This window comes from Paenarthrobacter histidinolovorans (genome assembly GCF_014647595.1).
Classification (GTDB): Bacteria; Actinomycetota; Actinomycetes; order Actinomycetales; family Micrococcaceae; genus Arthrobacter; species Arthrobacter histidinolovorans.
Genome location: NZ_BMPM01000006.1, coordinates 138,463 through 162,030 on the forward strand (window position 1 = coordinate 138,463; position 23,568 = coordinate 162,030).

At 64.5% G+C, this 23,568-nt stretch carries 21 protein-coding genes; 12 read left to right on the plus strand and 9 right to left on the minus strand.

Annotation, left to right across the window (positions count from 1 at the left end; all coding sequences use genetic code 11):
* Nucleotides 1–96 precede the first annotated feature (96 nt).
* Complete coding sequence (locus IEY62_RS15020; protein WP_189019231.1) at nucleotides 97–1,647, minus strand: sigma-70 family RNA polymerase sigma factor; 1,551 nt, start codon at nucleotides 1,645–1,647, stop codon at nucleotides 97–99.
* A 366-nt stretch (nucleotides 1,648–2,013) separates the two neighbouring features.
* Between IEY62_RS15020 and IEY62_RS15025 the strand changes: the two genes are divergently transcribed.
* Nucleotides 2,014–2,571 (plus strand): hypothetical protein, encoded by a 558-nt coding sequence (locus tag IEY62_RS15025; protein WP_229785346.1) that lies wholly within the window; start codon nucleotides 2,014–2,016, stop codon nucleotides 2,569–2,571.
* Between the two features lie 243 nt (nucleotides 2,572–2,814).
* A complete protein-coding gene (locus tag IEY62_RS15030) occupies nucleotides 2,815–3,642 on the plus strand; it encodes a DUF1684 domain-containing protein (protein ID WP_189019236.1) in 828 nt (275 codons plus the stop codon).
* On the opposite strand, the gene IEY62_RS15035 is transcribed toward IEY62_RS15030, so the two are convergent.
* Nucleotides 3,639–4,910, minus strand: coding sequence for an acyl-CoA dehydrogenase family protein (locus tag IEY62_RS15035; RefSeq protein ID WP_189019517.1), 1,272 nt, complete (start codon nucleotides 4,908–4,910; stop codon nucleotides 3,639–3,641). The two genes, IEY62_RS15030 and IEY62_RS15035, sit on opposite strands and share 4 nt — an antisense overlap.
* Nucleotides 4,910–5,701, minus strand: a complete 792-nt coding sequence (locus IEY62_RS15040) for an SDR family NAD(P)-dependent oxidoreductase (protein WP_189019238.1) — start codon at nucleotides 5,699–5,701, stop codon at nucleotides 4,910–4,912. The genes IEY62_RS15035 and IEY62_RS15040 overlap by 1 nt, the downstream gene beginning before the upstream one ends.
* Nucleotides 5,702–5,793: 92 nt before the next feature.
* Between IEY62_RS15040 and IEY62_RS15045 the strand changes: the two genes are divergently transcribed.
* Complete coding sequence (locus IEY62_RS15045; protein WP_189019240.1) at nucleotides 5,794–6,960, plus strand: glycoside hydrolase family 76 protein; 1,167 nt, start codon at nucleotides 5,794–5,796, stop codon at nucleotides 6,958–6,960.
* On the opposite strand, the gene IEY62_RS15050 is transcribed toward IEY62_RS15045, so the two are convergent.
* Nucleotides 6,957–7,571 (minus strand): YdeI/OmpD-associated family protein, encoded by a 615-nt coding sequence (locus IEY62_RS15050; protein WP_189019242.1) that lies wholly within the window; start codon nucleotides 7,569–7,571, stop codon nucleotides 6,957–6,959. The two genes, IEY62_RS15045 and IEY62_RS15050, sit on opposite strands and share 4 nt — an antisense overlap.
* 108 nt (nucleotides 7,572–7,679) lie before the next feature.
* Between IEY62_RS15050 and IEY62_RS15055 the strand changes: the two genes are divergently transcribed.
* Nucleotides 7,680–8,411, plus strand: a complete 732-nt coding sequence (locus tag IEY62_RS15055) for a hypothetical protein (protein WP_189019244.1) — start codon at nucleotides 7,680–7,682, stop codon at nucleotides 8,409–8,411.
* On the opposite strand, the gene IEY62_RS15060 is transcribed toward IEY62_RS15055, so the two are convergent.
* The 5 genes from IEY62_RS15060 to IEY62_RS15080 are packed head-to-tail and all read right to left on the minus strand — an operon-like array spanning nucleotide 8,408 to nucleotide 15,767.
* Nucleotides 8,408–9,664 (minus strand): M20 family metallo-hydrolase, encoded by a 1,257-nt coding sequence (locus IEY62_RS15060; protein ID WP_189019246.1) that lies wholly within the window; start codon nucleotides 9,662–9,664, stop codon nucleotides 8,408–8,410. The two genes, IEY62_RS15055 and IEY62_RS15060, sit on opposite strands and share 4 nt — an antisense overlap.
* An 8-nt stretch (nucleotides 9,665–9,672) precedes the next feature.
* The gene (locus IEY62_RS15065) at nucleotides 9,673–11,388 is read right to left on the minus strand and encodes an amidohydrolase (protein ID WP_189019248.1); all 1,716 of its coding nucleotides are present in this window, start codon (nucleotides 11,386–11,388) and stop codon (nucleotides 9,673–9,675) included.
* Nucleotides 11,389–11,396: 8 nt separating this feature from the next.
* A complete protein-coding gene (locus IEY62_RS15070; protein WP_189019250.1) occupies nucleotides 11,397–12,803 on the minus strand; it encodes a gamma-aminobutyraldehyde dehydrogenase in 1,407 nt (468 codons plus the stop codon).
* A gap of 13 nt (nucleotides 12,804–12,816) precedes the next feature.
* Complete coding sequence (locus IEY62_RS15075; RefSeq protein ID WP_189019252.1) at nucleotides 12,817–14,439, minus strand: thiamine pyrophosphate-dependent enzyme; 1,623 nt, start codon at nucleotides 14,437–14,439, stop codon at nucleotides 12,817–12,819.
* On the minus strand, nucleotides 14,436–15,767 hold the full coding sequence (locus IEY62_RS15080; RefSeq protein WP_189019254.1) for an MFS transporter: 1,332 nt from the start codon (nucleotides 15,765–15,767) through the stop codon (nucleotides 14,436–14,438). Before IEY62_RS15080 ends, IEY62_RS15075 begins: the two co-directional genes overlap by 4 nt.
* A 136-nt stretch (nucleotides 15,768–15,903) precedes the next feature.
* Between IEY62_RS15080 and IEY62_RS15085 the strand changes: the two genes are divergently transcribed.
* The 8 genes from IEY62_RS15085 (at nucleotide 15,904) to tgt (ending at nucleotide 23,528) form a co-directional block, all read left to right on the plus strand.
* Nucleotides 15,904–17,115, plus strand: a complete 1,212-nt coding sequence (locus IEY62_RS15085) for a PucR family transcriptional regulator (RefSeq protein ID WP_189019256.1) — start codon at nucleotides 15,904–15,906, stop codon at nucleotides 17,113–17,115.
* A gap of 155 nt (nucleotides 17,116–17,270) precedes the next feature.
* A complete protein-coding gene (locus IEY62_RS15090) occupies nucleotides 17,271–18,623 on the plus strand; it encodes an MFS transporter (RefSeq protein WP_189019258.1) in 1,353 nt (450 codons plus the stop codon).
* The gene (locus IEY62_RS15095; protein WP_189019260.1) at nucleotides 18,620–19,027 is read left to right on the plus strand and encodes a RidA family protein; all 408 of its coding nucleotides are present in this window, start codon (nucleotides 18,620–18,622) and stop codon (nucleotides 19,025–19,027) included. The genes IEY62_RS15090 and IEY62_RS15095 overlap by 4 nt, the downstream gene beginning before the upstream one ends.
* Nucleotides 19,024–19,632 carry an RraA family protein gene (locus tag IEY62_RS15100; RefSeq protein ID WP_229785347.1) on the plus strand — a complete coding sequence of 203 codons (609 nt, stop codon included), beginning with the start codon at nucleotides 19,024–19,026 and terminating at the stop codon, nucleotides 19,630–19,632. The genes IEY62_RS15095 and IEY62_RS15100 overlap by 4 nt, the downstream gene beginning before the upstream one ends.
* 78 nt (nucleotides 19,633–19,710) lie before the next feature.
* A complete protein-coding gene (locus IEY62_RS15105) occupies nucleotides 19,711–20,250 on the plus strand; it encodes an NUDIX hydrolase family protein (RefSeq protein ID WP_189019264.1) in 540 nt (179 codons plus the stop codon).
* 73 nt (nucleotides 20,251–20,323) lie between these two features.
* The gene (locus IEY62_RS15110; RefSeq protein WP_189019266.1) at nucleotides 20,324–21,388 is read left to right on the plus strand and encodes a DUF6707 family protein; all 1,065 of its coding nucleotides are present in this window, start codon (nucleotides 20,324–20,326) and stop codon (nucleotides 21,386–21,388) included.
* Between the two features lie 71 nt (nucleotides 21,389–21,459).
* On the plus strand, nucleotides 21,460–22,170 hold the full coding sequence (locus IEY62_RS15115; protein ID WP_189019268.1) for an SRPBCC family protein: 711 nt from the start codon (nucleotides 21,460–21,462) through the stop codon (nucleotides 22,168–22,170).
* A gap of 47 nt (nucleotides 22,171–22,217) precedes the next feature.
* Entirely contained in the window at nucleotides 22,218–23,528 is a 1,311-nt protein-coding gene (gene tgt, locus IEY62_RS15120; protein ID WP_189019270.1) for a tRNA guanosine(34) transglycosylase Tgt, read from the plus strand.
* The last annotated feature ends 40 nt before the right edge of the window (nucleotides 23,529–23,568 follow it).

Genomic DNA, 23,568 nt, shown 5'->3' on the forward strand with positions numbered 1-23,568 from the left:
TCGCATGGAACAAGCGCGGCGCCCATCTCCGGCACCGCCGTAAAGGTAGTGGTCGGAGGAAAAGCTTCGTGACGCTGTCCGGGGCAATTGCCGGGCTCAGTACGCGCAGGCAAAGTTGCCCGTGACCAGCCCGGTGCCGCTGAATGAGTATCTGAGTATCCCGCTCCCTTTGGAATCCTTTGGCGCGTCTACACGGAAGTGAAGGTCGCTCCGCTGGACCGAATTCGTGACACAGGACACTGCGTTGGAACCTTGCCCCGAACATGACCAACCAGCAGGAGCCACAACAGACCTCGCTTCAATGGGGACATCATTTTCCACCGCAAGGACAACTTTTCCCTGTCCCAACGGGCGGTCTCCGGATGCGGTGAAGGCTATGTCCCAGGTTGAAACGTTGGAACTCTTTCCACCGCTTCGAGTCGTCGTCGTAACCCGCTTGGCTGAACCGCTGACGGCGGCCAGCGACGTCGAGGGGGACTTCCGTGCGGTGGTGGTGGACGGCGAGGGCACGGGAACAGGCACGGGCTCCTGTACGGGAGGAGTCTCCGGCAAAGGGGCCTGCTCCGCGGGAGAAGAGGCAGCGGGGGCAGGCATGGCCGGTGTGGGCTCGGCGGTGGGTGTTGGCGAAGCAGGCGATGGCCTGGTGTCAACCTGCACCGCACCGGTTTCCACGGCCTTCGGCTCCATGGACGCATCCGGGGAAAGGAGGTCGACGATTCCTACGGCACCCAAGACCAATCCAACAGCGGCAGCCGTGGTGAGGGCCATAACGGCGGGCTGTGCGAGGGCGGGCACGGCAAGGAAACCCTTGACCGGCAGAATTCCGCCCAGTACCCCAAGACCGGCACCTTTTCCCACCCACGCGGCGAGTGGGATTCCCGTGATCATGGGCAGAAGGATGGCACGCATGGTTCCCTGGACGTCCTCCAGTTCAGCGAGGGCGGCTGTGCACTTTGCGCAACTTTGCAGGTGCCCGCGGACCTTTCGCTCAGCACCACTGGAGAGACCTCCCCGGATGAAGTAGCCAAGTTTATTGCCAAATTCTGCGCAGTTCTCATCAGATTGGTCGGCAAGGTGGTACTGCAGGTACTGTCTCCGCAGCCCTTCGCGGGCGCGCACAGCCAAGGCGGAGACGGCGTTCGCCGACACTCCGAGGATCGGAGCAACAGCCGCCGGTTTCATTCGTTCAACGTCCAGGTACCACAGGACAGCCTGCCACCGTTCCGGCAGGGATCGGAACGCTCGAGCGACCGTGTTCGACTCAAATGCCTGAACGGCGGCATCAGGCTCAGTCATGGTGTTGTCCAGCACGGACTCATCCCCGCTGGGAAGCACTTTGCTGCTTTTCCGATTCTGCTGGTGCGACAACCTGGTCACTGTGGACAACAGGTACGCGCGGAAAAAAGTATCGGGCCCCTTGCCGGCCACCAAGCTCCGCAGAACCGACTGGAAGGCCTCCGCTACGACATCTTCAGCATCGCTCGGATTGTCCACATTGCGCTTGGCTACCGTGGAGGCCATGGATACGTGACGCTCATAAAGGTGGTCGAATGCCGATAGGTCCCCGCTGCGGACCAACTCAATCAGATGCCCATCATCGCTGACTTCGCGGTTGGATTTGTTGCTCGAGCGTGACCGCCGTGCCATCTTAGCGCCCCCAAAACGTATTGAACCCTGCCCATATACATGCAGTGCGACGTAACTCCGGGTCGTGACGCGAATTTGTACACAATGTTTACCAACGTTCCGCGCCGGGTAGTTTCGTCACGAATTGCCTGTGAGGGGCACTGGTTCGGTATGACATCGTTCCGCACAAAATCACAGGGGGAATGCACCTTTGCGCGGCACCTTTTGCTACGCAGATGGCAGAGCACCAGCTACCAAGCCGGTTGGCGTTTCCGTTCGGATTGGTTCCAACCGGAAGTCCGCCCGGTGGTGACATCCCTCGCCGCAAACGCTTCGGTTCCGGCAACGACCGCTTGGTCGCTGGGTGCCGCCAGGGCAAGGAACGGCGTGAGCATCGGCGAGACCATGACGGATTTCAGGGCCCTCTTCACGGCCGCCGAGCAATCCCTGGACGTCGACGCTCTCCAATCACTGGCCGAAGGCTGGGCAGACGTAGCCGAGACGGCGCCGCCCATTTCCTGCACCGATGTCTACACGGGTCTGGCCAGCAAAGCCCACTTTCAGCGCCGGATCCATGAAGTGTCGGGAATTGCCACGGGATGTCAGCGGGCGCATGCACTGGCCGTCATTTCGGTGCCCAATCCGCAGGAAAGCCGCAGCCATCGGTGGACCCTGTTGGCCCTCATCGGGGACGTCGTCAAGGCCCAACTGAGTGGAACTGAGGCTACTGCGATGTACCTGGACTCCGCGGTCCATGTGCTCTTTCCGCTCAGCGAAGGCAATCTGGCCCGGTTATCGCAATGCAAAACAGCCATAGAGGCTGTGGGCGATGGCGCACTCAGCCCGGCACGCCTGGACTTCCATCCTCTGGCAGGCGGCACAGCGGCGGTATCAACAGCCGCAACGATCAAAGCCCCGGTGCTTCCCTTCTTCGAATCGAACTAAAACCTGGGCCAATCGCGTCATGAAATGCAGTGTTCCAGCACTGAGCCTCTGACGGATCGTTCCCGGTGCTCTCCGGGGACCGACCATCAAACGCGGCTCGCGCTGGCATGGGTTGGGGGCCAGCGCGAGCCGTTCCACACTGCCAAGTGCACGCCGCCGGTTCCAGGACTTCGGGGAATGCTGCAGGCCGGTGCATGGTTGAGGACAGTGCAACAAGGCACCACCCCCAAGCCAAGGAGAGCCATGAGTTCATCTGCCACAGCAACCGACCCCCGGATCGCTCGTTGGGAGCGGTTCCGTGATGGCCGGAATTCGGTCCTTGCCACCGAACATGGCTGGTTGACCCTGACCTCCTTCCAGTGGCTTGTTGAAGAACCGTCCGCGGTGGAGCTCGCGCCCGGGCTCTGGTCCACTGACGGCACAACAGCTTTCCTGACGGCCAGTGCCAAAGACGGCCTTACCCTGGTAGCCACCGGTGAGACGGTGGACGGAACCCTGAGTGCGGTGCTGGAGGACGAAGAGTCCCTGATGTGGGTCCGGTACGGTGGCGCGGACGGCAAGCAGGTAGTGGTGGAACTGGCCATGCGCGCGGATAAGTACGCGATCCGCACCCGTGATGACGGGTCCCCCGTCCTGACGGAGTTCACGGCCGTACCCACCTACGACTACAACCCGGACTGGGTGGTCACCGGACGTTTCGAGCCCTATGAAGAACCCCAGGACGTCCCCATCGGCACGGCCAACCCCTTGGTGGACGGCGTACACCGCTCAGTGGGCGAGGTCGTTTTCCGTGTCTCCGGCGTCGAGCACGAGATCCGGCTCCATGCCGAGGCAGAGAAGCTCGGCGCGCTCAACGTCACGTTCCACGACGAAACCAACGGGGACACAACGGACGAGTGGCGCAAGGTTTTCATTCCCCGGCCCCGGCCTGACGGCTCGGTGGTGATTGATTTCAACCGCGCCATCAACTACCCCAGCGCCTTCACTCCCTACGGCACCTGCCCCATGCCTGTCCGGGGGAATTCGATCGATGTCCGGGTGGAAGCCGGTGAGAAGATCCCCGGAGTCTAGGCGATGGCGGAAACGCCCGTCACGGCCCGGCCAACGATCAGCGAGTTGATTTCATACGAGCCTTCATAGGTGTAGATGGCTTCGGCGTCAGCGAAGATCTTGGCCATCCGGTAGTCGGTGACGATCCCGTTCCCGCCCAGGATGGATCGTCCGCGGGCAACAGTCTCGCGCATCCTGGCACTGCAGTAGGCCTTTGCGAGCGCCACTTGGGCCATGTCGGCACCGCCGTGCCGAACCCCGCGTGCGTCAGTGAAGATATCCTCCTGCAGTTGGGCTATGCGGACCATCATTCCCATGCTGGCCACCGCGTTCCCGAGCATTTCCACCAGGTGCTGCTGGATGAGCTGGAACCTGGCCAGCGGCTTTCCGAACTGCATACGCTCGACGGCGTACTGCCGGGCGACGTCGAACGCGGCCAGTTGCTGGCCTACAGCCTGCCAGGCGACCATGATCCGGGATCCGCGCAGGAGATGGTTGGTGTCGGCAAAACTGCTGATGCCCGTGAACCGGTCCGCCTCCGCAACTTCCACGTCACGGAAAACGATGTCGGCGTTCTGCACCGTCCGGAGGGCGATCTTGTTTTCGATACGGCTCCGGGTGACGCCCGGCAATGAAGCGTCGACGATGAAGGCCCGCACGGCTCCGTCGGCTTCGTCTTTGGCCCACACCAGCATGTAATCGCAGAACGTCCCGTTGCCGATCCAGCGTTTGGCGCCGTTGAGCACCCAGTAGTCGCCGCCGTCGGACGTTGGCCGCGCCACCCGGCGGGCCGTGGTTTCCATGCCGCCGGCGACGTCTGAACCGTGGTCTGGTTCGGTGAGCGCGAAGGCGCCTGTGGTGCGGAGGTTCGAGGCGTCGTCGAGGTAGCGGTCCTGCTGGGCGTCGCTGCCGAAGTCGTAAAGGGACTCGACAAAGAGGTCGTGATGGACCATGAAGAAGGTGGCGATCGAGGTGTCCACGCGTGTCATCTCCGCGATGACCAGTCCAGCGAAAAGATGGGTGTAACCCCGCTGGGCCGGCGCGCTGAGCCGGAGCGCGGCGAGTTTTGGCAGGATGTGCTCCGGGAATTCGGCTTTCTCCCACCATTGCCCGGCGTAGGGTGCGATCTCCGAGGCGAGAAACGCCCGGAGTTCGTTGAGTTTCCGCTGTTCCTGGACGCTCAGGAGTGACTCGAAGTCGAAGAAATCCGCGGTGGGAAGATCCGCTACCGACGCCGGGGTGCCACCGGATGATCCCGCCGGCAGCGGGGCCCCGCTGTAGTCGCCCATCATTTGATTCCCATCCGGATGGCGCCATCCAGGCGAATGGTCTCGCCGTTCAACATCGCATTTTCCACGATGTGGGCGGCCAGGTTGGCGTATTCCGCGGCCCGGCCAAGGCGTGCCGGGTGCGGGACCTGCTGCCCCAGCGATTCCTGGGCTGCTTGGGGAAGACCCGCCATCATGGGTGTTTCGAAGATGCCGGGCGCGATGGTGGCGACCCGGATCAGGGAACGTGCCAGTTCGCGCGCCAGCGGGAGCGTCATGGCAGCTACCGCCCCTTTGGAGGCGGCGTAGGCGGGCTGTCCGATCTGGCCTTCGAAGGCGGCAACGGAGGCAGTGTTGATGATGACACCTCGTTCGGGGCCACCCAGCTCGGTGGACACGGGTTCCGTTTCCACCATGGCGGCGGCGGCCAGGCGGATCACGTTGAAGGTGCCGATGAGGTTGATCTGGATGACTTTATTGAAGGTCTCCAGCGGCAGGACGCCGTCCCGGCCAAGCACTTTTCCGGGTGTAGCTATGCCTGCGCAGTTGACCACAATGCGCAGTGGTCCCAACGATGCTGCGGCGTCAACAGCGGATTGGATCTGGGCTTCGTCGGTGACGTCGGCTGGAGCAAAGACCACCTTGCCGCCTGCGTTCCCGGCATTCAGCGTGGCGGCATATTGCTCGCCGGCGGACTGGGGCAAGTCCACCAGCACCACTGATGCTCCGGCGTCGTAAAGTCGCTTCGCTGTGGCCGCACCCAAACCTGACGCACCGCCGGTAATCAGCGCCACCGTACCGTTGATGTCCATCCATCCTCCTTGATGCAGAACCCAAATCCGTTAATGCATGTTAACTGAAATTGTGAGCCAGTGCACAACTGGTCCACCGATAGGCTGTTCCCATGCCCGCGCACGATGCCCTCGACAACCAATCGCTCCCCACTCCGGATGCCGCTGTCCGGGCCAGCCGCGCCGACCAGGCAGCCCGTTCGGTGACCCGCAGCTTCGGGCGGCGGCTGCTCTTCCTGCCTGGCACGCACATCGGCGCGATCAGGATTCCGGGGAACACGCTCCGCGGCCTGTTGGGCCCTTGGCACTACTGGTGGCAGGCGCATTATGTGGATTGCCTGGTGGACACGGGCCGCCGGGAGCTCGCCACCAAAACAAGGTTCGACGGCGACTCCCGCCCGAGCGCCGGCAGGCTTGCTTCCCGGCTGGTCACCACTATCCGGCTGCGTAACCTGCTCAGGTTCGAGAACCACTACTACGACGACATGGCTTGGCTTGCCCTATCAACGCTCAGGCTTGGGAAGCTTGCGGAGGAAACCAGGAAACCGGGGCGCCGGCGCAACGCGTACATCCAAAAACGGTTAACCCTGCAGTTCGATTCAGCGTCCACGGACGAGCTGGGCGGCGGAACGTTCTGGAGTACCAAAAGGGACTTCAAGAACACTCCTGCCACCGCACCCGTAGCCCTGTATTTTGCCCGGACGGGCCACCGGGACCGCGCCCAGGCCCTGGTGGGGTGGCTCAACTCCCGGCTTCTTCATCCCGAGCTCGGCGTTTACCGGGATGGGATCCGGATCAGGAACGGTGAGCCTGTCCTGGAGGAGGCCGTGTACACCTATAACCAGGGGCCGGTTCTGGGGGCTTTGCTGGAACTCGGTGGCCAGGACAACCTTGATCGGGCCGCACGCCTGGTCGGGGCCATTGACCGCGAGTTGACGGTTCCCGGCACCCGGGTGATCCGGGGAGACGGGACCGGCGACGGAGGGCTCTTCACGGGGATCCTGGTCCGCTACCTCGCGGTGGCGGGACGGGACGGGCGGCTTACCCTTGAAGCGCGTGAAACGGCGCGCGAACTGGTCATCTCCACGGCCGAAGCTTTCTGGACGGGACGCCGGGAAGCACCGGAGCTGATGCGGGGCCCAGCTGCGGAAAACCCGCCCCTCGTCTTCTCCCCCAACCCCCTGCGCCCGGCGACGGAGACCTATCCGCCGGGTGCCGGCGTCGAACTTTCCACCCAGCTGCAGGCCTGGATGGCTTTCGAGGCCGCGGCCACGCTTTAGCTGGCCGGTTTCGGGGGCGTGGCCGGCTGTTTCTTTTGGGGATACGGCGTTTCATGGCGGGACAGCATCTCCACGAACCCGGCGATTTTACGGGCCCGGGTATCGGCCCGTTTGACCAGGTTGGTGCGGTGGATCAGGGCGAAACGGTTCTGGGACGTGAGGACGTCGAACATGGCCTGCGCCTCGGGAACAGCGGCTATTGCTGCTGCGAGGTCGTCCGGCACTGTTGAGTCGGCGGGGCCGGCGTAGGCAGCTTCCCAGCGGCCGTCGGCCTTGGCGGCCTCGACGGCGGCGCGCCCGGCGTCGGTCATCTTGCCTTCGGTTTCAAGCCTGGCGATATGGCCAACGTTCCGCGCGGACCAAATGCTGCGGCGTCCCCGCGGTGTCATGCGCTGGAAGTAGCTCTCGGCGTCGCGGCTCCGGGACTGGCCATCGATCCAGCCGAAGCACAGGGCCTCGTCCAGGGCGGCGTCGTAATCCAGCTCCGTGACGTTACCGCCCTTCTTGTGGAGGATCAGCCACACGCCAGGACTGTCCGCTGCGTGTTCGGCCAACCAGGCGCGCCATTCGGCGCCGTCCCGGACAAGAAGTTCCTCGAGCTCAATGGGCATGGCCCCATTCTGCTGCGAAATGGCCCTGCTGCGAAACGGCTCTGCTGCGAAACGTGGGAAACGGCATAGGCTGAAAAGCAGACGCCCTGCCACACCCCAGGAGGAACAATGTTGCGAGCCCGACCCCTTCATTTCACATCCCGTCTGGAGCATTGGACCGGAGTTCTCGCCGCCCTGGGTCTGGCCAAGGTGGTGGATCAGGGCGATTGGCTCGAGTTCGACGCCGGTTCCGGTCGCCTGGCGCTGCACGCCGCAGCACACGGATCCCCGGAGGACGGAACAACGGTATTTGGGGTGGAAGTGGGAATCCTGGAGGAGTTCGCCCGCCGAACCAGGGAGGACGGCACGCAGGCGGACGTCACCGAAGCATCCCACGGGACCACGGTCCAAGTCACAGCCAAGGACGGATTCCAGTTCCTCGCGGATCAGGCACAGCGGGCTGAGGACGGCACCTGGGCAACGTCCGGACAGGCCGACCCGGCGCTCGTCGTGGTGGGCACGTGGGTGAGTCCCGACGTCGACGGTTCCGCCCGGGAACTGCGCAACATCGGCGCCCGGCCGCGGACGTCGGACGACGAAGCTGCCACCTTCACTGCCAAGAACGGTGGCATCCTCCGCGTTGTCCACGGTTCCGCTGCCGGGTCCGGGGACCTGGCCTTCGAGTACGACGGCGATCTGGAGCTTTTGCTGGGGCGGCTCACCGAGGCGAAAGTTGAGGCACGGATCAGCGAGGACGTCCTCTACGTCGCCAACCCTGATGCCGTGGGTGGCTCGGCGTCGGCGTCGATTGTTGTGGAGAGAACAGCAACACAACAGACGCCGGCCGGCCCAAGCAGCTAGTCCTCCAGCGCCCCGTCACAGAGCCGGCCCACAACCTCGGTGAGCATGGCCAGTCCGGCAACGATGTCCTCATCCGTGGTGTATTCGTGCTCGTTGTGGGAAATCCCATCCACACTGGGAACAAAGAGCATCACGGTTGGAACGAGGTCCTTCATGTTGGTGGAATCGTGCCCGGCAAGGGTCATGACTTCCTTGTTGGACAGTCCCAGGTGGGCGGCGACCTTGGCCGCAAGTTCCACGCCTTCGGGCTGGTATGGGGTGACCGCCCAGGAGTGTGAGTGGTTCTTTTCCACCGAGACGTTGGCCAGCCGTTCAATCTCCGTGATGCGCGCGTGCAGCAGCGCATCCGCCTCGGCCAGCACTGCTTCGTCGGCACTGCGCAGGTCCAGGAGCAGGTTCACGCGCGACGGCACCACCACAGGTGAGTTCGGGTACACGTTGAGCTGCCCCACCGAGGTGTGCAGGACGCCCGGGAAGCGGTCAGCGAGTTCGCGCGCCGCCACCACCAGCATCGAAGCACCCAGAAGGGCGTCCTTGCGGTCCGCGATCACCGTGGAACCGGTGTGTGCCTGCTCGCCGTGGACCACGAACTCATACTTGTTCGCTGCCCAGTTGGAGCTGACCAGGCCAATGGTGATGCCCTCCCGCTCCATGCTGCGCCCCTGTTCGATGTGGATTTCTGCGCAGTAAGCCGCCTCCGGCCCCTCAAACGTTCCGCGGCAACCAATCGCGTCCAGGGCGTCACGGACGGTGATCCCGGCGGCGTCCTTGGTGTTGAGTGCAGCGTCGAGGTCCAGCTTGCCCGTGTAGACGGACGATCCCATCATGGACGGCTTGAAGCGGCTGCCTTCCTCGTTGAACCAGTTGACGACGGCGAGGTTGAACTTGGGTGCGGTGGCGCCGGCTTCCCAGCGGGCTGCCAAGCGGAACGCGGCGTGCGCTGCGGCCAGGACGCCGTACGCGCCGTCGTAACGGCCCGCCGTCGGCTGTGAATCCATGTGGGACCCGACCACCACGAAGGGCGCACCGGGCACGGCCTCGTAGAGGCCCCACTGGTTGCCGGCGTGATCGAACTTCACTGTGAAACCGCGCTCTTCAAGGAGCCCGGTGAGCCAGCGGCGCTGTTCGCCATCGGGAACCGTTGCTGCCTGGCGGTCCACGCCGCCGTTCCCGGTGGCACCGAAGGCGCTCATGGTCCGGAAGTCCTGCACGAAGGCGGTGTCCTGGGCGGTGAAACGTGTGGTGGTTGTCATGATCTCCCCTATGAGCTGTGGGCGGCGAACGAACTTTCAGGGGAAAGTTCAGCGTTGAAGCCGGTTGATTGGTAGGTGAAGCGGCCTCCGACGGCGGTGGCCAGGACCTGCAGTCCGCTGATGGCCGGTGCCTTCAACGGTGAGGCGGACAGGACAACGAAGTCGGCAAGCTTGCCGGGTGTCAGGGTGCCTTTCTCGTCCAAGGAACCTGTGGCTGCCGCGGCTCCGGAGGTGTAGGCGGCGAGGGCCTGCTGCGGGGCGAGGCGTTCTGCGGGGTTGCCAAAGACAGCCCCGGATTCGGTCCGCCGGTCCACGAAGGCCTGCATGCCACGGAGTACGTTACCGTCGGCAACGGGACGGTCCGAGCTCCCAGCGAGCGTCACGCCTGCTTCCAGGAAACTCGCTGCCCGGTAGGCCCACGGCAGGCGCTCCGGTCCGAGGGAAGCGGTCATGCCGTCCCCACCGTCCCGGAAGAAGCTTGCCTGCGGTGTCACGGCTATTCCGGCGTCCGCGAGCCTGGCCAGTTGCTCGGGGCGCGTCATGGAGGCGTGCTCGATCCTGTTGGGCACCCGACGCGGTCCGTACACCGCTTGGCAGTGGGCAATGATATCCACGGCGAGGTCAACGGCACGGTCCCCGATGGCGTGCGCCGCGATGGACCACCCGGCGGCGTAAGCAGCCTCGATGCGCTCCCGCAGCTGGGCCGGATCCGCTTGGAAGTAGCCAACGTTGCCGCGGTTGTCCTTGTGGCCGTGGCTGCAGAACTCGTGGCTCACGGCCGCGGTTTCGCCCAGGAGTGAGCCGTCCAGGAACACTTTGGCGGGCCCGAGGGACAGGTACTCATTCCCGAATCCGCTGGTGATGCCAAGGTCCAGCCCGGCCGGGACGGCACCAACACTGTCAGAAGCATGCCCGCCCAGGCCGTGCAGTACATCCAGCACCGGCATGACCTGGGCACGGGCATGCAACCGGCCGTTGGCCGAGGCGCTCTGGTAGGCGGCGAGCTCGGCCGGGCTGTGCCCGATCCACCCGCCGCCAACCCCGGCCTCGGTGAAACTCGTGATGCCCTCGGAAGCGTAATACAACGTGGCCCTCTCAAGGGCGGCCTCGATGTCCTCCAGCGAGTACGGCAGGATCAGCTGCTGGATCAGTTCCTGGGCCGTCTCCTGGACCAGTCCCGTGGGATGTCCCGCTGCGTCGCGGACGATCGCACCGCCGTCGGGATCCGGGAACGACGGCGACTCCGCACCTGCCAGCCGCAACGCGGCTGTGTTGACCACGGCCATGTGCCCGGAGTTGTGGCGCATGAACAGCGGCCGCTCCCCCGTGATGCGGTCCAGCTCGGCGATGTCCGGGAAGGACCCGCCGTGCTGGGTCTGGCTGAAGCCAGTGGCGAAGAGCCAGCCCGCGCCGTCGCCGGTAACAGCACCGGCGTCGGTCATGGCGCCGCCGAGCACCCCATACAGCTCATCCAGGCCGCGGGCACCGGAGACGTCCAGCTCCGCCAGGCCCAGCCCGAACCACGTGGTGTGGCAGTGGGCATCGATGAAGCCCGGAGTGACAGTGGCACCGCCAAGATCAAGCACCTGAACAGCGTCCAAGCCATCCAGGTCCTCGTCCAGGCCCACGATGCGGCCTTGCCAGATGCCCAGCGAGCCGGCCACCGGGCGGTCCGGATCCATGGTGATGATCTCTGCGTTCCGCAGGAGGAGGTCGAGTTTCATGTCCAGTTCTAGCGGTGGGAGGTGGTGACGGATTTGATGCGCGTGTAGTCCTCGAGGCCATACACGGAGAGGTCCTTGCCGGTGCCGGAGTGCTTGAAACCACCGTGTGGTGCCTCGGCCGGGATCACCTGGTGGCAGTTGATCCACACGGCACCGAAGTCGAGCTCGTTGGAAACGCGGGTGACCACGCCGTGGTTCTCGGACCACACGCTGGACGCCAGGGCGTACTTGGTGCCGTTGGCGAGTTCGATCGCTTCTTCCTCGGTGGCAAACGGCTGGACCGTCAGCACGGGGCCGAAGATTTCGTCACACACCACCTCGTCGGTCTGGAACACGCCATCGATCACCGTAGGCTCAAAGTGGAAGCCGCTTCCGGTGCGTTTGCCACCGGACAGGACGCGGGCGTTGGCAGGCAGGCGGGACATGAAGCCCTCTACCCGCTCCAACTGCGCGGCACTGTTGAGCGGCCCAAGATCCGCATCGGAACCGCCCACCTTCAAGGCGGCAGCGGCGTCAGCCAGGGCTGCTGCGAACTCCGTGTGGATGTCCTGGTGCACCAGTACACGGGTCACCGCAGTGCAGTCCTGCCCGGCGTTGAAGAAGGCAGCCAGGGCGATTTCGCTGGCAGTCCGCTGGATATCGACGTCGGCAAACACTACAGCGGGCGCCTTGCCGCCAAGCTCCAAGTGCACGTCCTTGAGCGTCTTGGACGCCGCGGACATGACCTGCGCACCGGCACGGGTGGATCCCGTAATGGACACCATCTCCGGGATGTCATGGTCCACCATCGCAGCGCCGGCTTCGCGGCCACCGCAAACGATGTTCACCACGCCCGCCGGGTACACCTGCTGTGCCAACTCCCCAAGGACCACCGTGGACCAAGGCGTGGTGTCGGCAGGCTTAAGGACCAGCGTGTTGCCCGCAGCGAGGGCCGGACCGATCTTCCAGATGGCCATCATGAACGGGTAGTTCCACGGCGTAATCTGCGCAACCACGCCAATGGGTTCGCGCCGGATGGTGGAAGAGAAACCCTCCACATACTCGGTCTGGGCAGTACCGGAAACAACCCGGCATGCACCTGCGAAGAAGCGCAGTTGGTCCGCGCCCCGCAGGATTTCCAGCTCTTTGGTGAGGGCGGCAGGCTTGCCGGTACAGGCAACCTCAGCCTCGAGCAGACGGTCAACGTTCGCCTCGATGAGGTCGGCCAGCTGCAACAGCAGCGACTGGCGAGTTCCCGGCGTCGTGCGCTTGTAGCTTGTGAAAGCTGCGGCAGCGGCCTGGAAAGCGACGTCGACGGCGGCCGCGTCACTGTCCGGCGCTGTGCCGATTTGTTGGCCCGTGGCGGGGTCGAAGAACGGCAGGCTGGCCGCAGTGTCCACGGACTCGCCGTTGATGATGTTCTGAAGCTGGATCACGGTGAGGCTCCGGTCAGTTTGTTGAAGTCTTGGGGGAACGCGTGGTGGGGTCCTGCGGCAGGTGCAGCAAGGCCGGGAGGCCGGAGTCGACGGCGCGGCGGAACGCGGCTGCGAAGTCTTCCGTGCGGTCCACACGCTCGCCGTAACCGCCGTAGGAACGGGCGAGCGCGGCGAAGTCCGGATTAGTCATGTGCGTTCCGGACGGGCGGTCCGGGTAGTGCGCTTCCTGGTGCTCGCGGATGGTGGCGAAGATGCCGTTGTCCACCACCAGGACGATGAACTTGGCGCCGTAGCCCATGGCCGTGGCGATTTCCTGGCCGTTCATCATGAAGCAGCCATCGCCGGCCACGGAGATCACCTGGCGTCCCGGGTAAGCGAGCGAGGCTGCCACGGCTGCCGGGATACCCATGCCCATGGCCCCGTTGCGCGGAGCGGCCAGGGAGTTGGCCGAGTTGTGGTCCAGGTAGCGCGCGGGCCACAGGGCGTGGTTTCCGGCACCGAAGGTGAGGACGGCGTCGTCGGCCGTTTCCTTCTTGAGGACCTCCATGGCGACGCCCAGATCCACACCGATGCCGCCGTCGGGCGTTGGCGTGGAGAACGTGAGCTGGTCGGCGCGGGCGCTGGCGAACCAGCCTTCCTCGCGCTCGCCGGCCGCTTGTGAGGGAGCCAGCGCCGCCGCGAATGCGGTCACGTCCGCAATGATGTGCTGGTCCACGCGTCCGAAGTGGCCCAGGAGGTTGGCGTCGGCGTTGACTACGACGGTTTCGGCGGTGAGTCCACGCTTGTAGCCATCGGAGAGGACGTCGCCGCGGACGCAGCCAACAAACACGATCAGGTCTGCTTGGTCCAGGCGCTGGGCGTTGGCGTCGCTGCGGCCGTAGCCCAGGAAGCCGGCGTAGGCGTCGCTGCGGTGCGGGACGGCGTCGTAGGCTCGGAAGTCGGTCACCACGGGAACGCTGTTACGGCTCGCCCAGGTGGCCAGCTGCTCGCCGGACTCCTGCGTCCAGCCTTCACCGCCGACGACGATCAACGGCTTGCGTGCCTTCTCCAGTTTTTGGGTGAGGTCTGACAGGTCCGCCGAGGCCGGCTCGGGACGGGCAACCTTGCGGGGTTCCACGGTGGCGTCCGGGACGACGTGCACCAACACGTCCTCCGGGAGGCCGATCACTACAGGGCCGGGGCGTCCGCTCAGGGCGGTGAAGATGGCGTCGTCCACCACGCGGGCGGCGGAAGCGGCGTCGTCGAGGGTCACCACCTTCTTGGCGGTGCTGCCGAACCAGGCGTTGATATCGAATTCCTGGAAGGACTCGCGGCCCCGGTCGGCCACCGGGATCAGGCCGACGAACAGGATGAGAGGCGTGGCGTCCTGGTGCGCGGTGTGGATGGCGATGAAAGCGTTGGCAGCGCCCGGACCACGGGTCACCATGGCCACACCCGGGAGCTCGGTCAGGCGGCCTTCGGCCAATGCCATGAACCCGGCACCGCCTTCCTGGCGGGCCACAACATTCTGGATCGGCGAGCCGTGCAGTCCGTCAAGGACGTCCAGGAAGCTCTCGCCAGGCACGGTGTAGACGCGCTGGACGCCTGCCCGTTCGAGTTGGCCAACAATCAAGTGGCCGGCAGTGGTTGTGCTCAATGCTTCATTCCTTCTTCTTCGATGGAAAGGCCAGGGAGGAACAGGCCGGAGAGCGCGGTCAGCGCGGACACGACCAGGAGGATGATGGCTCCGGGCCAGAAGGAATTGTTGGCGGCCACCAGTGCGGTAGCGATCAACGGGACGAAGCCGGAGATAACGCCGGCAGTGTTGGAGGTGATGGCGACGCCGGTGTAGCGGACCTTCGTGGCGAAAAGCGCAGTCAGCGCGGTGCCGGAGACGGCGTAAGGGATGGAGAGGACAGCGACGCCGATCATCATGGCGAGGACCACCAGGACAGGGTTGCGGCTGTCGATGGCCAGGAAGACCGGAACCGCGATGATGGCTGATGCCACGCCGCCCCACAAAATGACCTTGCTGGCGCCGTACTTCTCGCCAAGGCGTCCGGCCCAGATCAGTGCGGCGATCTCGAGTGCAGCAGCAAGCAGGGTGCCAAGGAGCAGGAGTTCAGAGGGCAGCTTGAGGACCTTGGTGCCGTAGAAGACCACGAAGCTGGTGATGAGGTAGAAGCCGCCGATGCCGAGCAAAGCCGAGCACATACCCACCAGGATCTGGCGCCAGCTGTTCTTCAGGACTCCGCGGATGGGGGCGTGTTCGGTCTCGCCGGATTCCATCAGGGCTTCGAATTCCGGTGATTCGCTAAGGCGGCTGCGGATCCACAGCGAGATGGCCAGCAGCGGGATCGCGGCGATGAATGGGATCCGCCAGCCCCAGGCGTCAAAGTTGCTCTGGCCAACCAGGAACAGCATGCCGAAGAATCCACCGGAGGACAGGATGGTGCCGATCGGCGAACCGATCTGCGGCAGGGCAGCGTAGCGTGCACGCTTTTCCACCGGAGCATTCTCGACGGCGATAATCACCGCGCCGCTCCACTCACCGCCGACGGCGAGACCCTGCACGATGCGCAGCGCCACCAAAAGGATGGGGGCGGCCAGGCCGATGGTCATGTAGTTGGGAAGCAAACCGATAAGGCCGGTGACTACGCCGATGCCCACGATGGTGACCATGAGGATCTTCTTGCGTCCTACCTTGTCGCCGAGGGCGCCGAAGATGAAACCACCAATCGGACGGGCCACGAAGCCCACCGCGAGGGTTGCGAAGGATCCCATGGCCGCCACGAAGGGGTCTTGGGAAACGAAGAACTGCGCGTTGAACACCAGCGCAGCGGCTGTGGTGAAAAGGAAGAAGTCGTACCATTCCAGCGCAGTGCCCACCAGGGCCGCCAGGGCCACCTTCTTGGTGACGCTTTCATCGACGACGCGTGGTGCCGTGGGACTGGTGTCCGTGGCTCCGCTGACCGTGCTTGCCATTGTTGCTCCATGAGTGCGAACGGGACCGGACGTTGGGGGTGCCCGGGCAAATTTGTGTGACTCAATCCATAGTGCCAGTAGTTTTTCCCAAAATGACTAGCAATCCACCACGGAAACATGGCGCTAGAATGTGTGAATGCACAATTCTGATACCTCGGGCCATGCCGCCCGATGGACTGAGCTGGTGGATCAACTTGAAGGCAGGCTGGACGCACTGGCGCAGGCCTTCACGACGAGAGTCCGCGAGATCCCCGAATACGGCGAAAGCCAGGTGACCGTCCTGGAAATCCAGGAGACGGCACGGGAGACTTTTCGGCGGTTGATCAACGGGCTCAGGAATGGACGCACCGATAGCCGCGACGGCCTGCTGGACTTCGCCTCCGACCTCGGATCCAAACGCGCCAGGGCCGGCATTCCACCGGAGTCCCTGACCTCCGCGGTGCGCCTGGACTTCAGCATCCTGTGGGCCGAACTGCTGGAGATCGCGCACACCGAGGACGCTGCCCTGTTGGCCACCAGGGTGGACCAGGTCTGGAGCGTGGTGGACGAATTCGCCACCCGGACGCACACAAGCTACCTGACCGAACGCGTCAGGATGGCACAGGAAGAATCGAGCATCCAACGCGAATTCATCGCCCGCCTTTTCAACCAGAGCACGCCGTCCCAGGAAACGTCCACTCAAGTGGCTTCGGCGTTGGGCATCAACCCCGAATCACGGTTCGCCCTTGTGGCGGCCAGCGGTGAGCCTGGTGCACGGCTGCGGGCCGCGACGTCCCAGTTCGGTTCGGGGCAGCACGCCCGGCAACGGTTGTTCCTCCACGAATCAGGCGGCAACACCTACGTGTTCTGGGCCTTGCCAGCCGTGCGGACGCGGGGTCCGGAACTCCGGGCAGAGACGCCCGGCCCGGGGGCGGACAGCCAGCAGCTGCCACCCGGCGTCGTCAATATCCCTTGCGGCTATGTGCCCGAGGTTCTCGGCCTGCGCGCACTCCCCGGCGCCGCCCGCACCGCCGAAAGCCTGGCCGCGTTGCTGCGTCCCCGCGACACCGGGCCTCTGTCCGCAGATTCCGCATGGGCGCGGCTGGCCCAGCAGAACCTGCAAGATGCCGGGCTGGACCTCGCCGCGGAACTTGAGGAGGCCTTGGCGGACTGCCGGGGCGGCGAGCGCGAACGCTTGCTCGAAACGGTCCGGAACTACCTCAGCACGGGCAACATCACTGCCACGTCCGAGCAACTCTTCTGCCACCGCAACACCATTCTCAACCGACTCAACCGGTTCCAGGAGCTGACGGGAATAGACCTTGCCGTTCCTGCAAAGACGGCCCGCCTGGTGGTGGCGTGGGCCTAGCCCATTCCGGCACGGAGGGATGCCCGATGTGTGTTCTCACATTGCTGGGCCCGGTTTGATGGAAGTTATGCCATTGATGGTGTGATCGGGCACACACCATAGTTGTAGCTACCTTGCACCGGACACTCGTCCCCGCACCCCATCCGGAGAATCAGATGGCCCACACGGTAGATACTGCCTCCGCATCAACATCCAGGCTGGACCTGGCTAAGATGCGCAAGATTGCCCTCGCCAGCGTTATTGGCACCACCGTCGAGTGGTACGACCTTTTCGTCTTCGGGACGGCGTCGGCCCTTGTCTTCAACAAGATCTTCTTCCCCAGCTTCGATCCGATTGTCGGCACCATGCTGGCCTTCGGCACTTTCGCTTCCGCCTACATCGCCCGCATGGTCGGCGCCATCATCTTCGGTCACTTCGGTGACCGGTTGGGCCGCAAGTCCATGCTGCTGGTCTCCCTCCTGACCATGGGAGCGGCAACGTTCGCCATTGGCCTGCTGCCCGATTACAACAGCATCGGCATCATGGCGCCGCTGCTGTTGCTCTTCCTCCGCGTCATCCAGGGCCTGGCCCTGGGCGGCGAATGGGGCGGTGCCGTGCTCATGACTGTTGAACACGCCCCGCCCGCACGCCGTGGCTTCTACGGCTCCCTGGTACAGGTCGGCGTTCCCGCCGGCACCCTGATCGCCAACGTGGCATTCCTGATAGTGGCCTCCACCGTCAGCACCGAAGCCCTGTACTCGTGGGGCTGGCGCATCCCGTTCCTGGCCTCGGTCCTCCTGGTCACTGTGGGCATCTACATCCGCCTGCACATCGAAGAAACCCCGTCCTTCCAGGCAGTCAAGACCGCCGGAGCCAAAGCCAAGATGCCGTTCGCTGCGCTGATGGCCAAGTACTGGAAGCAGGTTGTCCTGGGCGGCGTCGCTACCCTTTCCACGGGCAGCACCTTCACCCTGTTGGTGGCCTCCGGTGTCTCCTACGGCAAGAAGGAACTCGGCCACTCCGAGAGCCTGATGCTCTGGGTGGTCCTGGCCTCCTGCATCCTGGGACTGTTCCTCATCCCGTTCTTCGGCAAACTCTCTGACAAGTTGGGCCGCAAACCCATCATTTTCGCCGGTGTAGCAGCCGAGGCAGCACTCGCCTTCCCCATGTTCTGGCTCATGGACACCAAATCGGTGGCACTGCTCTTCGTTGCCTACCTGGCCATGATGACCGCCTTCTGCGCCAACTACGGCCCCATCGCCACGTTCCTGGCCGAGCTGTTCGGCTCCAAGGTCCGCTACTCCGGCCTGTCGGTGGCCTACATGCTGTCCGGCCTCCTGGGCAGCGCCGCCACCCCGTTCGTCACCACGTGGCTGCTGGGCATGACGGGCCAGAGCTCGTCCATCGCCTGGTACATCATGGCCGCAGCCGGCCTGTCCCTGGTTGCGCTCTTCCTGCTGACCGAGACCCGGTACGGCAACATTGACGCCGTCGACCAGGCACCCGCGGAAGCCGCGGCAGCCCGGTGACCGTCACCACCATCGAGCGCCTGGCTGGCATCCCCGGCCAGGCGCCCGCCGTCGGGCCCTTCTCCCCGGCGGTCATTGCAAACGGTTTTGTGTTCACCTCCGGCCAGATCCCCGCGATCACCGGACTGGACGATCAACCCGACACCTTCGAAGGGCAGGTCCGGCAAACCATCGAAAACCTTGCCGGCGTCCTGGAGGCGGCAGGATCCAGCCTTCAGCACGTAGTCAAGGTCAACACCTACCTGACCAGCCAGGATCAGCTGGAGGAGTACAACCGCGTGTACTCGGAGTACTTCGGCACCGCCAAACCGGCCCGGACCAGCGTGTGCGTGAGCTTGTGGGGAGTGTCCCTGGAAATCGAATGCGTGGCAGTCCTTGCCGGGAACCAGGAGGTTGCCCCGTGACTTTCACCCTCCTGCGGGAGCTGACGGACGTCAGCTACCCCACCATCGGGCACTTCCTCGAGGAGGGCTTCGTCTCCCCGGCCATCCAGTCGCTGCTGGCAAACGTCAAGATCGCCGGACCGGCCGTCACCGTCCGGATCGCCGACCACGATGCCATCGCCATGAACCGCGCACTCCTGGCGCTCACGCCCGGGGACGTCCTGGTGGTGGACATGCTCGGCGACCAGCACCACGCGCCTGTCGGGGCCGTAACGGCTGCCGCGGCGCTCGCTCAAGGTGCAGCCGCCGTCGTGGTTGATGGGGTGGCCACCGACGTGCTGGAACTGCGGCAGACCGGTTTGCCGGTGTTCGCCCGCGGGACGTCGTGCCTGACCACCAAAAGACTCCATGGAAGCGGCTCCGCCGTGAACGTTCCTGTGCAGTGCGGGGGCGTGACGGTCAACCCCGGCGATCTCGTGCTGGGAGACGACAACGGGCTGATCGTGCTCGCCCCTGATGCTGCGCGCGACGTCCTTGGAAAGGCACTCGCCTCGGACGCTGCCGAGCCGGACATCCTGGCGCGCATAGCATCCGGGGAGCCGCTCGAGTCCATCCTTGCCCTCTAATGCCGCCGAGAGCGTAACGGCCCCGACAACCGGAATGCCTCCACGGAACTTCGGCCGGGGATGCGGTAGAACTTAACCATGAGCGTACGTACACCGGACCCGTATCCAGGCTGGCTTTCAGATGAAGACCTCTTCGAAGCCCGCGGCCGCCTCCCCATGGTCTATGTGGAGGCCGTTCCCGTCCGGCTGGATCCGCTCGGGTACGTGAACGAGGTTGGCACTCTCCTGCAAGGCGACGCCGACGGCAACATGGTGCGCTACCTCGTCTCCGGCCGTGTTCTCTACCGCGAAACCATTCGCGCGGCACTCCTGCGGCACATGGAAAAGGACCTCGGCCCCCTGGCGTTCCCGCAGCTGCCCATCAGCCCCGTCCCCTTCACGGTGGCCGAGTACTTCCCGGCTCCGTCCCAGACGGGCTTCACGGACGACCGCCAGCACGCGGTCTCCTTGGCTTACGTGATTCCGGTGACCGGAGAATGCGATCCGCGCCAGGACGCCCTGGAACTGACCTGGATGACACCCCAGGAGGTGCTGAGCGAGAACGTCCAGCAGGAATTCGACGGCGGCCGGGGCAACCTCGTGCGGCAGGCCCTTTCATTCTCGGGCGTGGTCCTCTAGCGGGTCCCGGCCTCTGCAGCAGCTCGTCTTTGTAGACTGGACGGCGGACCCCAAGAGAACCAAAGGACTTCCGATGACTCACAGCCCAGCCACACAGCAGTACAGAGAGAAGCAGGCTGGGGACCTGCGGCCCGGGGACTTTGTGTTCCCGCCCGGTGACGGGCCGGCCCAGGAAATCGTCAGTATCGACGTCGAAAACGATGACTACGGCGTGGCCGCTTTGCTGCGACTGACAATGGACGACGGCGGTACGGTGCGGATCGCTGTCGGGTCCAGCGTTCCTGTGGGCGACGGAGTTCCGGCCGGCCCAGCAGGGGACGCTGCCGACGCCGGCACAGCCGACTCGCCCGAGCCCGACGTGGCTGAGCCCGACTCCAGCACCCCCGACTCCAGCACCTCCGCCTCCAGCACCCCCGACTCCAGCACCTCCGCGGAAGCCGGGGCCGACGCTCCCGCTGGACCCGCCGTCGTCGTGCCTCCCCGCCCCGAAACGCCGCCTGCCTACACCGGACCGAGCGCTGAAGAACTCGCGCTCATCCCCGAGCCCGCAGGAACCCCGGAAGCCGTGGTGCGCGCCGCCGCGGCCAACCACAAGGGCAAGAACGGCGTGCAAGTCCTGGCTGAGCGGCTCGCGAAGGGCATCAACACCAAATCCGGAAGCTGCCTCCGGGACCTCAGCAACCTCGCATTCGACCTGTGCATTGTCCTACGCGATCCAGACCATGCTTTGGAGGTCGCGGACCTGCTGAATGTGCTGCCGTTCGATGGAAACCTGGACCGGTGGGCCTCGATCGAGCGGGCTCTGGCGTTGTCCAGTTTCATCTGCCGCGAGGCCGGCCAGGCTGAACGCGCCGCCGTTTACGAGAAGCTGCTCCGGGCACCCGAATCCCAGGAAGAGGACCCGTTCAAAGCCCGGATCAACGCCAGGGTGCGGCAGCGTTCCCTGAACGAACCCAACCTTTACGACAAGGAAATCTTCCGCGCGATCGACAACGGCAACCACGAAGCCGAGCGCGAATGGCGCTTCCTGCGTCTCGAGGCACTCATGTTCCTGCGGGCCCACGGCGGGTCCAAAACCATTGGCGAGGACGAGTTGGCCCGAAGGATCGCAAACGAACTGGAATCGGTCCGCGCCTAAGTTTCCTGACCCGCGGATTACCGGATTTCAAGGCCTGTTTTATGGGCGCGAACGGCGGTAGATTCGGGGCCATGACGAACAATCTGAGCGTTGTGGTTAATGCCGATGCGCAGCAAGTTTGGACCATGCTGCGTGAACCGTCGTTGGTTGCCCAATGGCACGGTTGGGAAGCCGATGATCTCGCCGACGAAATCAAGCAAATCTACTTCAACACAGACGTTGTGGAAGGACCCGATCACACCAGCCTCACCGTCAACGGCGGGGACGTCTTCGAGCTTCACCCCGTCTCCGGTGGCACGGAAGTAAGAATCACAAGGGTTGCCCTGGACCACGATTCCGAGTGGGCTGACTGGGACGAGGACATCACGCAAGGCTGGCTCACGTTCCTGCACCAGCTCCGGTTCGCCTTGGAACGGCACCCGCACGGGCACCGGCGGACGCACTTCGTCTCGCTGCCGGGCAAAGGCGGCCCCGCGATCGAAAAGCTGGGGCTGGGAGATTTGCCACCCGTTGGGGAGGAATACTCGCTCACGCTTGCGACGGGCGAGAAGATCTCCGGGAAAGTCTGGTTCAAGAGCAGGCACCAGGTTGGCCTCACCGTCCACAGCTACGCCGAGCACGGCGACGGGCTCCTGATCGTCGCCGAGCAGCTGCCGATTCCTGAGAAAAGGCCCGACGGCGGCTCCATGGTGATTGCCTCCACTTACGATCTGGGGGCCCACACTTTGGCAGACATCCGGTCGTCGTGGGACAACTGGAAAGCTGAAAACTACGGGTCGTAGCCTTTCCCCGGCAGGTTACCCACGGTAAAGCTGGCACACTTGGTAGCGTGCCAGCTTCTGTTCCTGCCCCTGCTTCTTCCCCTGCGCTGCCCGGTTTGTCCCAGCGGCAATCCGAGTTCTCCTTCTCGGTGGGCACGCGCCTGACTGAGACGTGCCCGCCGTCGAGCGCCCAGACAGACGCCAACGGCGGCGCCTTCCTGGGCCGCACCGGAACCATCACCACACCGCACGGAACCATCCAGACGCCCGCGTTCATCGCCGTCGGGACCAAAGCCACCGTCAAGGCGGTGCTGCCTGAGTCCATCGCCGGGCTCGGTGCGCAAGCCGTGCTGGCCAACGCCTACCACCTGTACCTGCAGCCGGGGCCTGAGATCCTCGATGCTGCCGGCGGGCTGGGCGCGTTCATGAACTGGTCCGGTCCCACGTTCACCGACTCCGGCGGATTCCAGGTGATGAGCCTGGGCTCGGGGTTCAAGAAAGTCATCGACATGAAGAACGTGGATTCATCCGGCCCGGATGACGCGGTGGCTCCCGGCAAGGAACGGCTGGCGCACATCGACGACGACGGTGTCTGGTTCAAATCGCACCTGAACGGAGACCGGCACCGTTTCTCCCCCGAGATCTCCATGCAGGTCCAGCACCAGATCGGCGCTGACATCATGTTCGCCTTCGACGAGCTTACAACCCTGCAGAACTCGCGGGCGTACCAGGAGGAGTCCCTGGAACGGACACGGCTGTGGGCGCTGCGGTGCTTGGAGGAACACGCTTCCCTGACCGCGTCCCGCGTCGGCAAGCCCTACCAGGCGTTGTTCGGCGTGATCCAGGGCGCCCAGTATGAGGACCTGCGCCGCAAGGCCTGCCAGGACCTCGGGGCCATGCCCTTTGACGGCTACGGAATCGGCGGTGCGCTGGAAAAGGAAAACCTGGGCACAATCGTTCGTTGGTGCAACGAGGAACTTCCAGAGGACAAGCCCCGGCACCTGCTGGGAATCTCAGAGCCGGACGACATCTTTACGGCCATCGAGAACGGCGCCGACACCTTCGACTGCGTCTCCCCCACGCGGGTGGCCCGGAATTCCGCGTTCTACACGCCGTTCGGACGGTTCAACCTGAGCGGGGCCCGCTATAAAACCGACTTTGGCCCGTTGCAGGATGGCTGCGATTGCTACACCTGCGTCAACTACTCACGTGCGTACATCCACCATTTGTTCAAGGCCAAGGAAATGCTTTCGGCTACGCTGATCTCCATCCACAACGAGCGGTTCGTGGTGAAGATGGTGGACGACGCCCGCTTGGCCATCGAATCCGGGGACTTCTTCGAGTTCAAGGCCGAGACACTGGGCCGGTACTACTCCTAGGCCGGGGTTCCGCCCGCTTGCTCCCGCCCCCCCGCCCCCC

What these genes read in the sequence shown, in the direction of transcription:
- IEY62_RS15090 (WP_189019258.1), top strand. Translation starts at nt 17,271, where the DNA reads ATGGCCCACACGGTAGATACTGCCTCCGCATCAACATCCAGGCTGGAC.
- IEY62_RS15055 (WP_189019244.1), top strand. Translation starts at nt 7,680, where the DNA reads ATGTTGCGAGCCCGACCCCTTCATTTCACATCCCGTCTGGAGCATTGG.
- IEY62_RS15080 (WP_189019254.1), bottom strand. Translation starts at nt 15,767, where the DNA reads ATGGCAAGCACGGTCAGCGGAGCCACGGACACCAGTCCCACGGCACCA.
- IEY62_RS15040 (WP_189019238.1), bottom strand. Translation starts at nt 5,701, where the DNA reads ATGGACATCAACGGTACGGTGGCGCTGATTACCGGCGGTGCGTCAGGT.
- IEY62_RS15060 (WP_189019246.1), bottom strand. Translation starts at nt 9,664, where the DNA reads ATGACAACCACCACACGTTTCACCGCCCAGGACACCGCCTTCGTGCAG.
- IEY62_RS15065 (WP_189019248.1), bottom strand. Translation starts at nt 11,388, where the DNA reads ATGAAACTCGACCTCCTCCTGCGGAACGCAGAGATCATCACCATGGAT.
- IEY62_RS15045 (WP_189019240.1), top strand. Translation starts at nt 5,794, where the DNA reads ATGCCCGCGCACGATGCCCTCGACAACCAATCGCTCCCCACTCCGGAT.
- IEY62_RS15035 (WP_189019517.1), bottom strand. Translation starts at nt 4,910, where the DNA reads ATGGGCGACTACAGCGGGGCCCCGCTGCCGGCGGGATCATCCGGTGGC.
- IEY62_RS15030 (WP_189019236.1), top strand. Translation starts at nt 2,815, where the DNA reads ATGAGTTCATCTGCCACAGCAACCGACCCCCGGATCGCTCGTTGGGAG.
- IEY62_RS15085 (WP_189019256.1), top strand. Translation starts at nt 15,904, where the DNA reads ATGCACAATTCTGATACCTCGGGCCATGCCGCCCGATGGACTGAGCTG.
- IEY62_RS15105 (WP_189019264.1), top strand. Translation starts at nt 19,711, where the DNA reads ATGAGCGTACGTACACCGGACCCGTATCCAGGCTGGCTTTCAGATGAA.
- IEY62_RS15050 (WP_189019242.1), bottom strand. Translation starts at nt 7,571, where the DNA reads ATGCCCATTGAGCTCGAGGAACTTCTTGTCCGGGACGGCGCCGAATGG.
- IEY62_RS15110 (WP_189019266.1), top strand. Translation starts at nt 20,324, where the DNA reads ATGACTCACAGCCCAGCCACACAGCAGTACAGAGAGAAGCAGGCTGGG.
- IEY62_RS15115 (WP_189019268.1), top strand. Translation starts at nt 21,460, where the DNA reads ATGACGAACAATCTGAGCGTTGTGGTTAATGCCGATGCGCAGCAAGTT.
- IEY62_RS15020 (WP_189019231.1), bottom strand. Translation starts at nt 1,647, where the DNA reads ATGGCACGGCGGTCACGCTCGAGCAACAAATCCAACCGCGAAGTCAGC.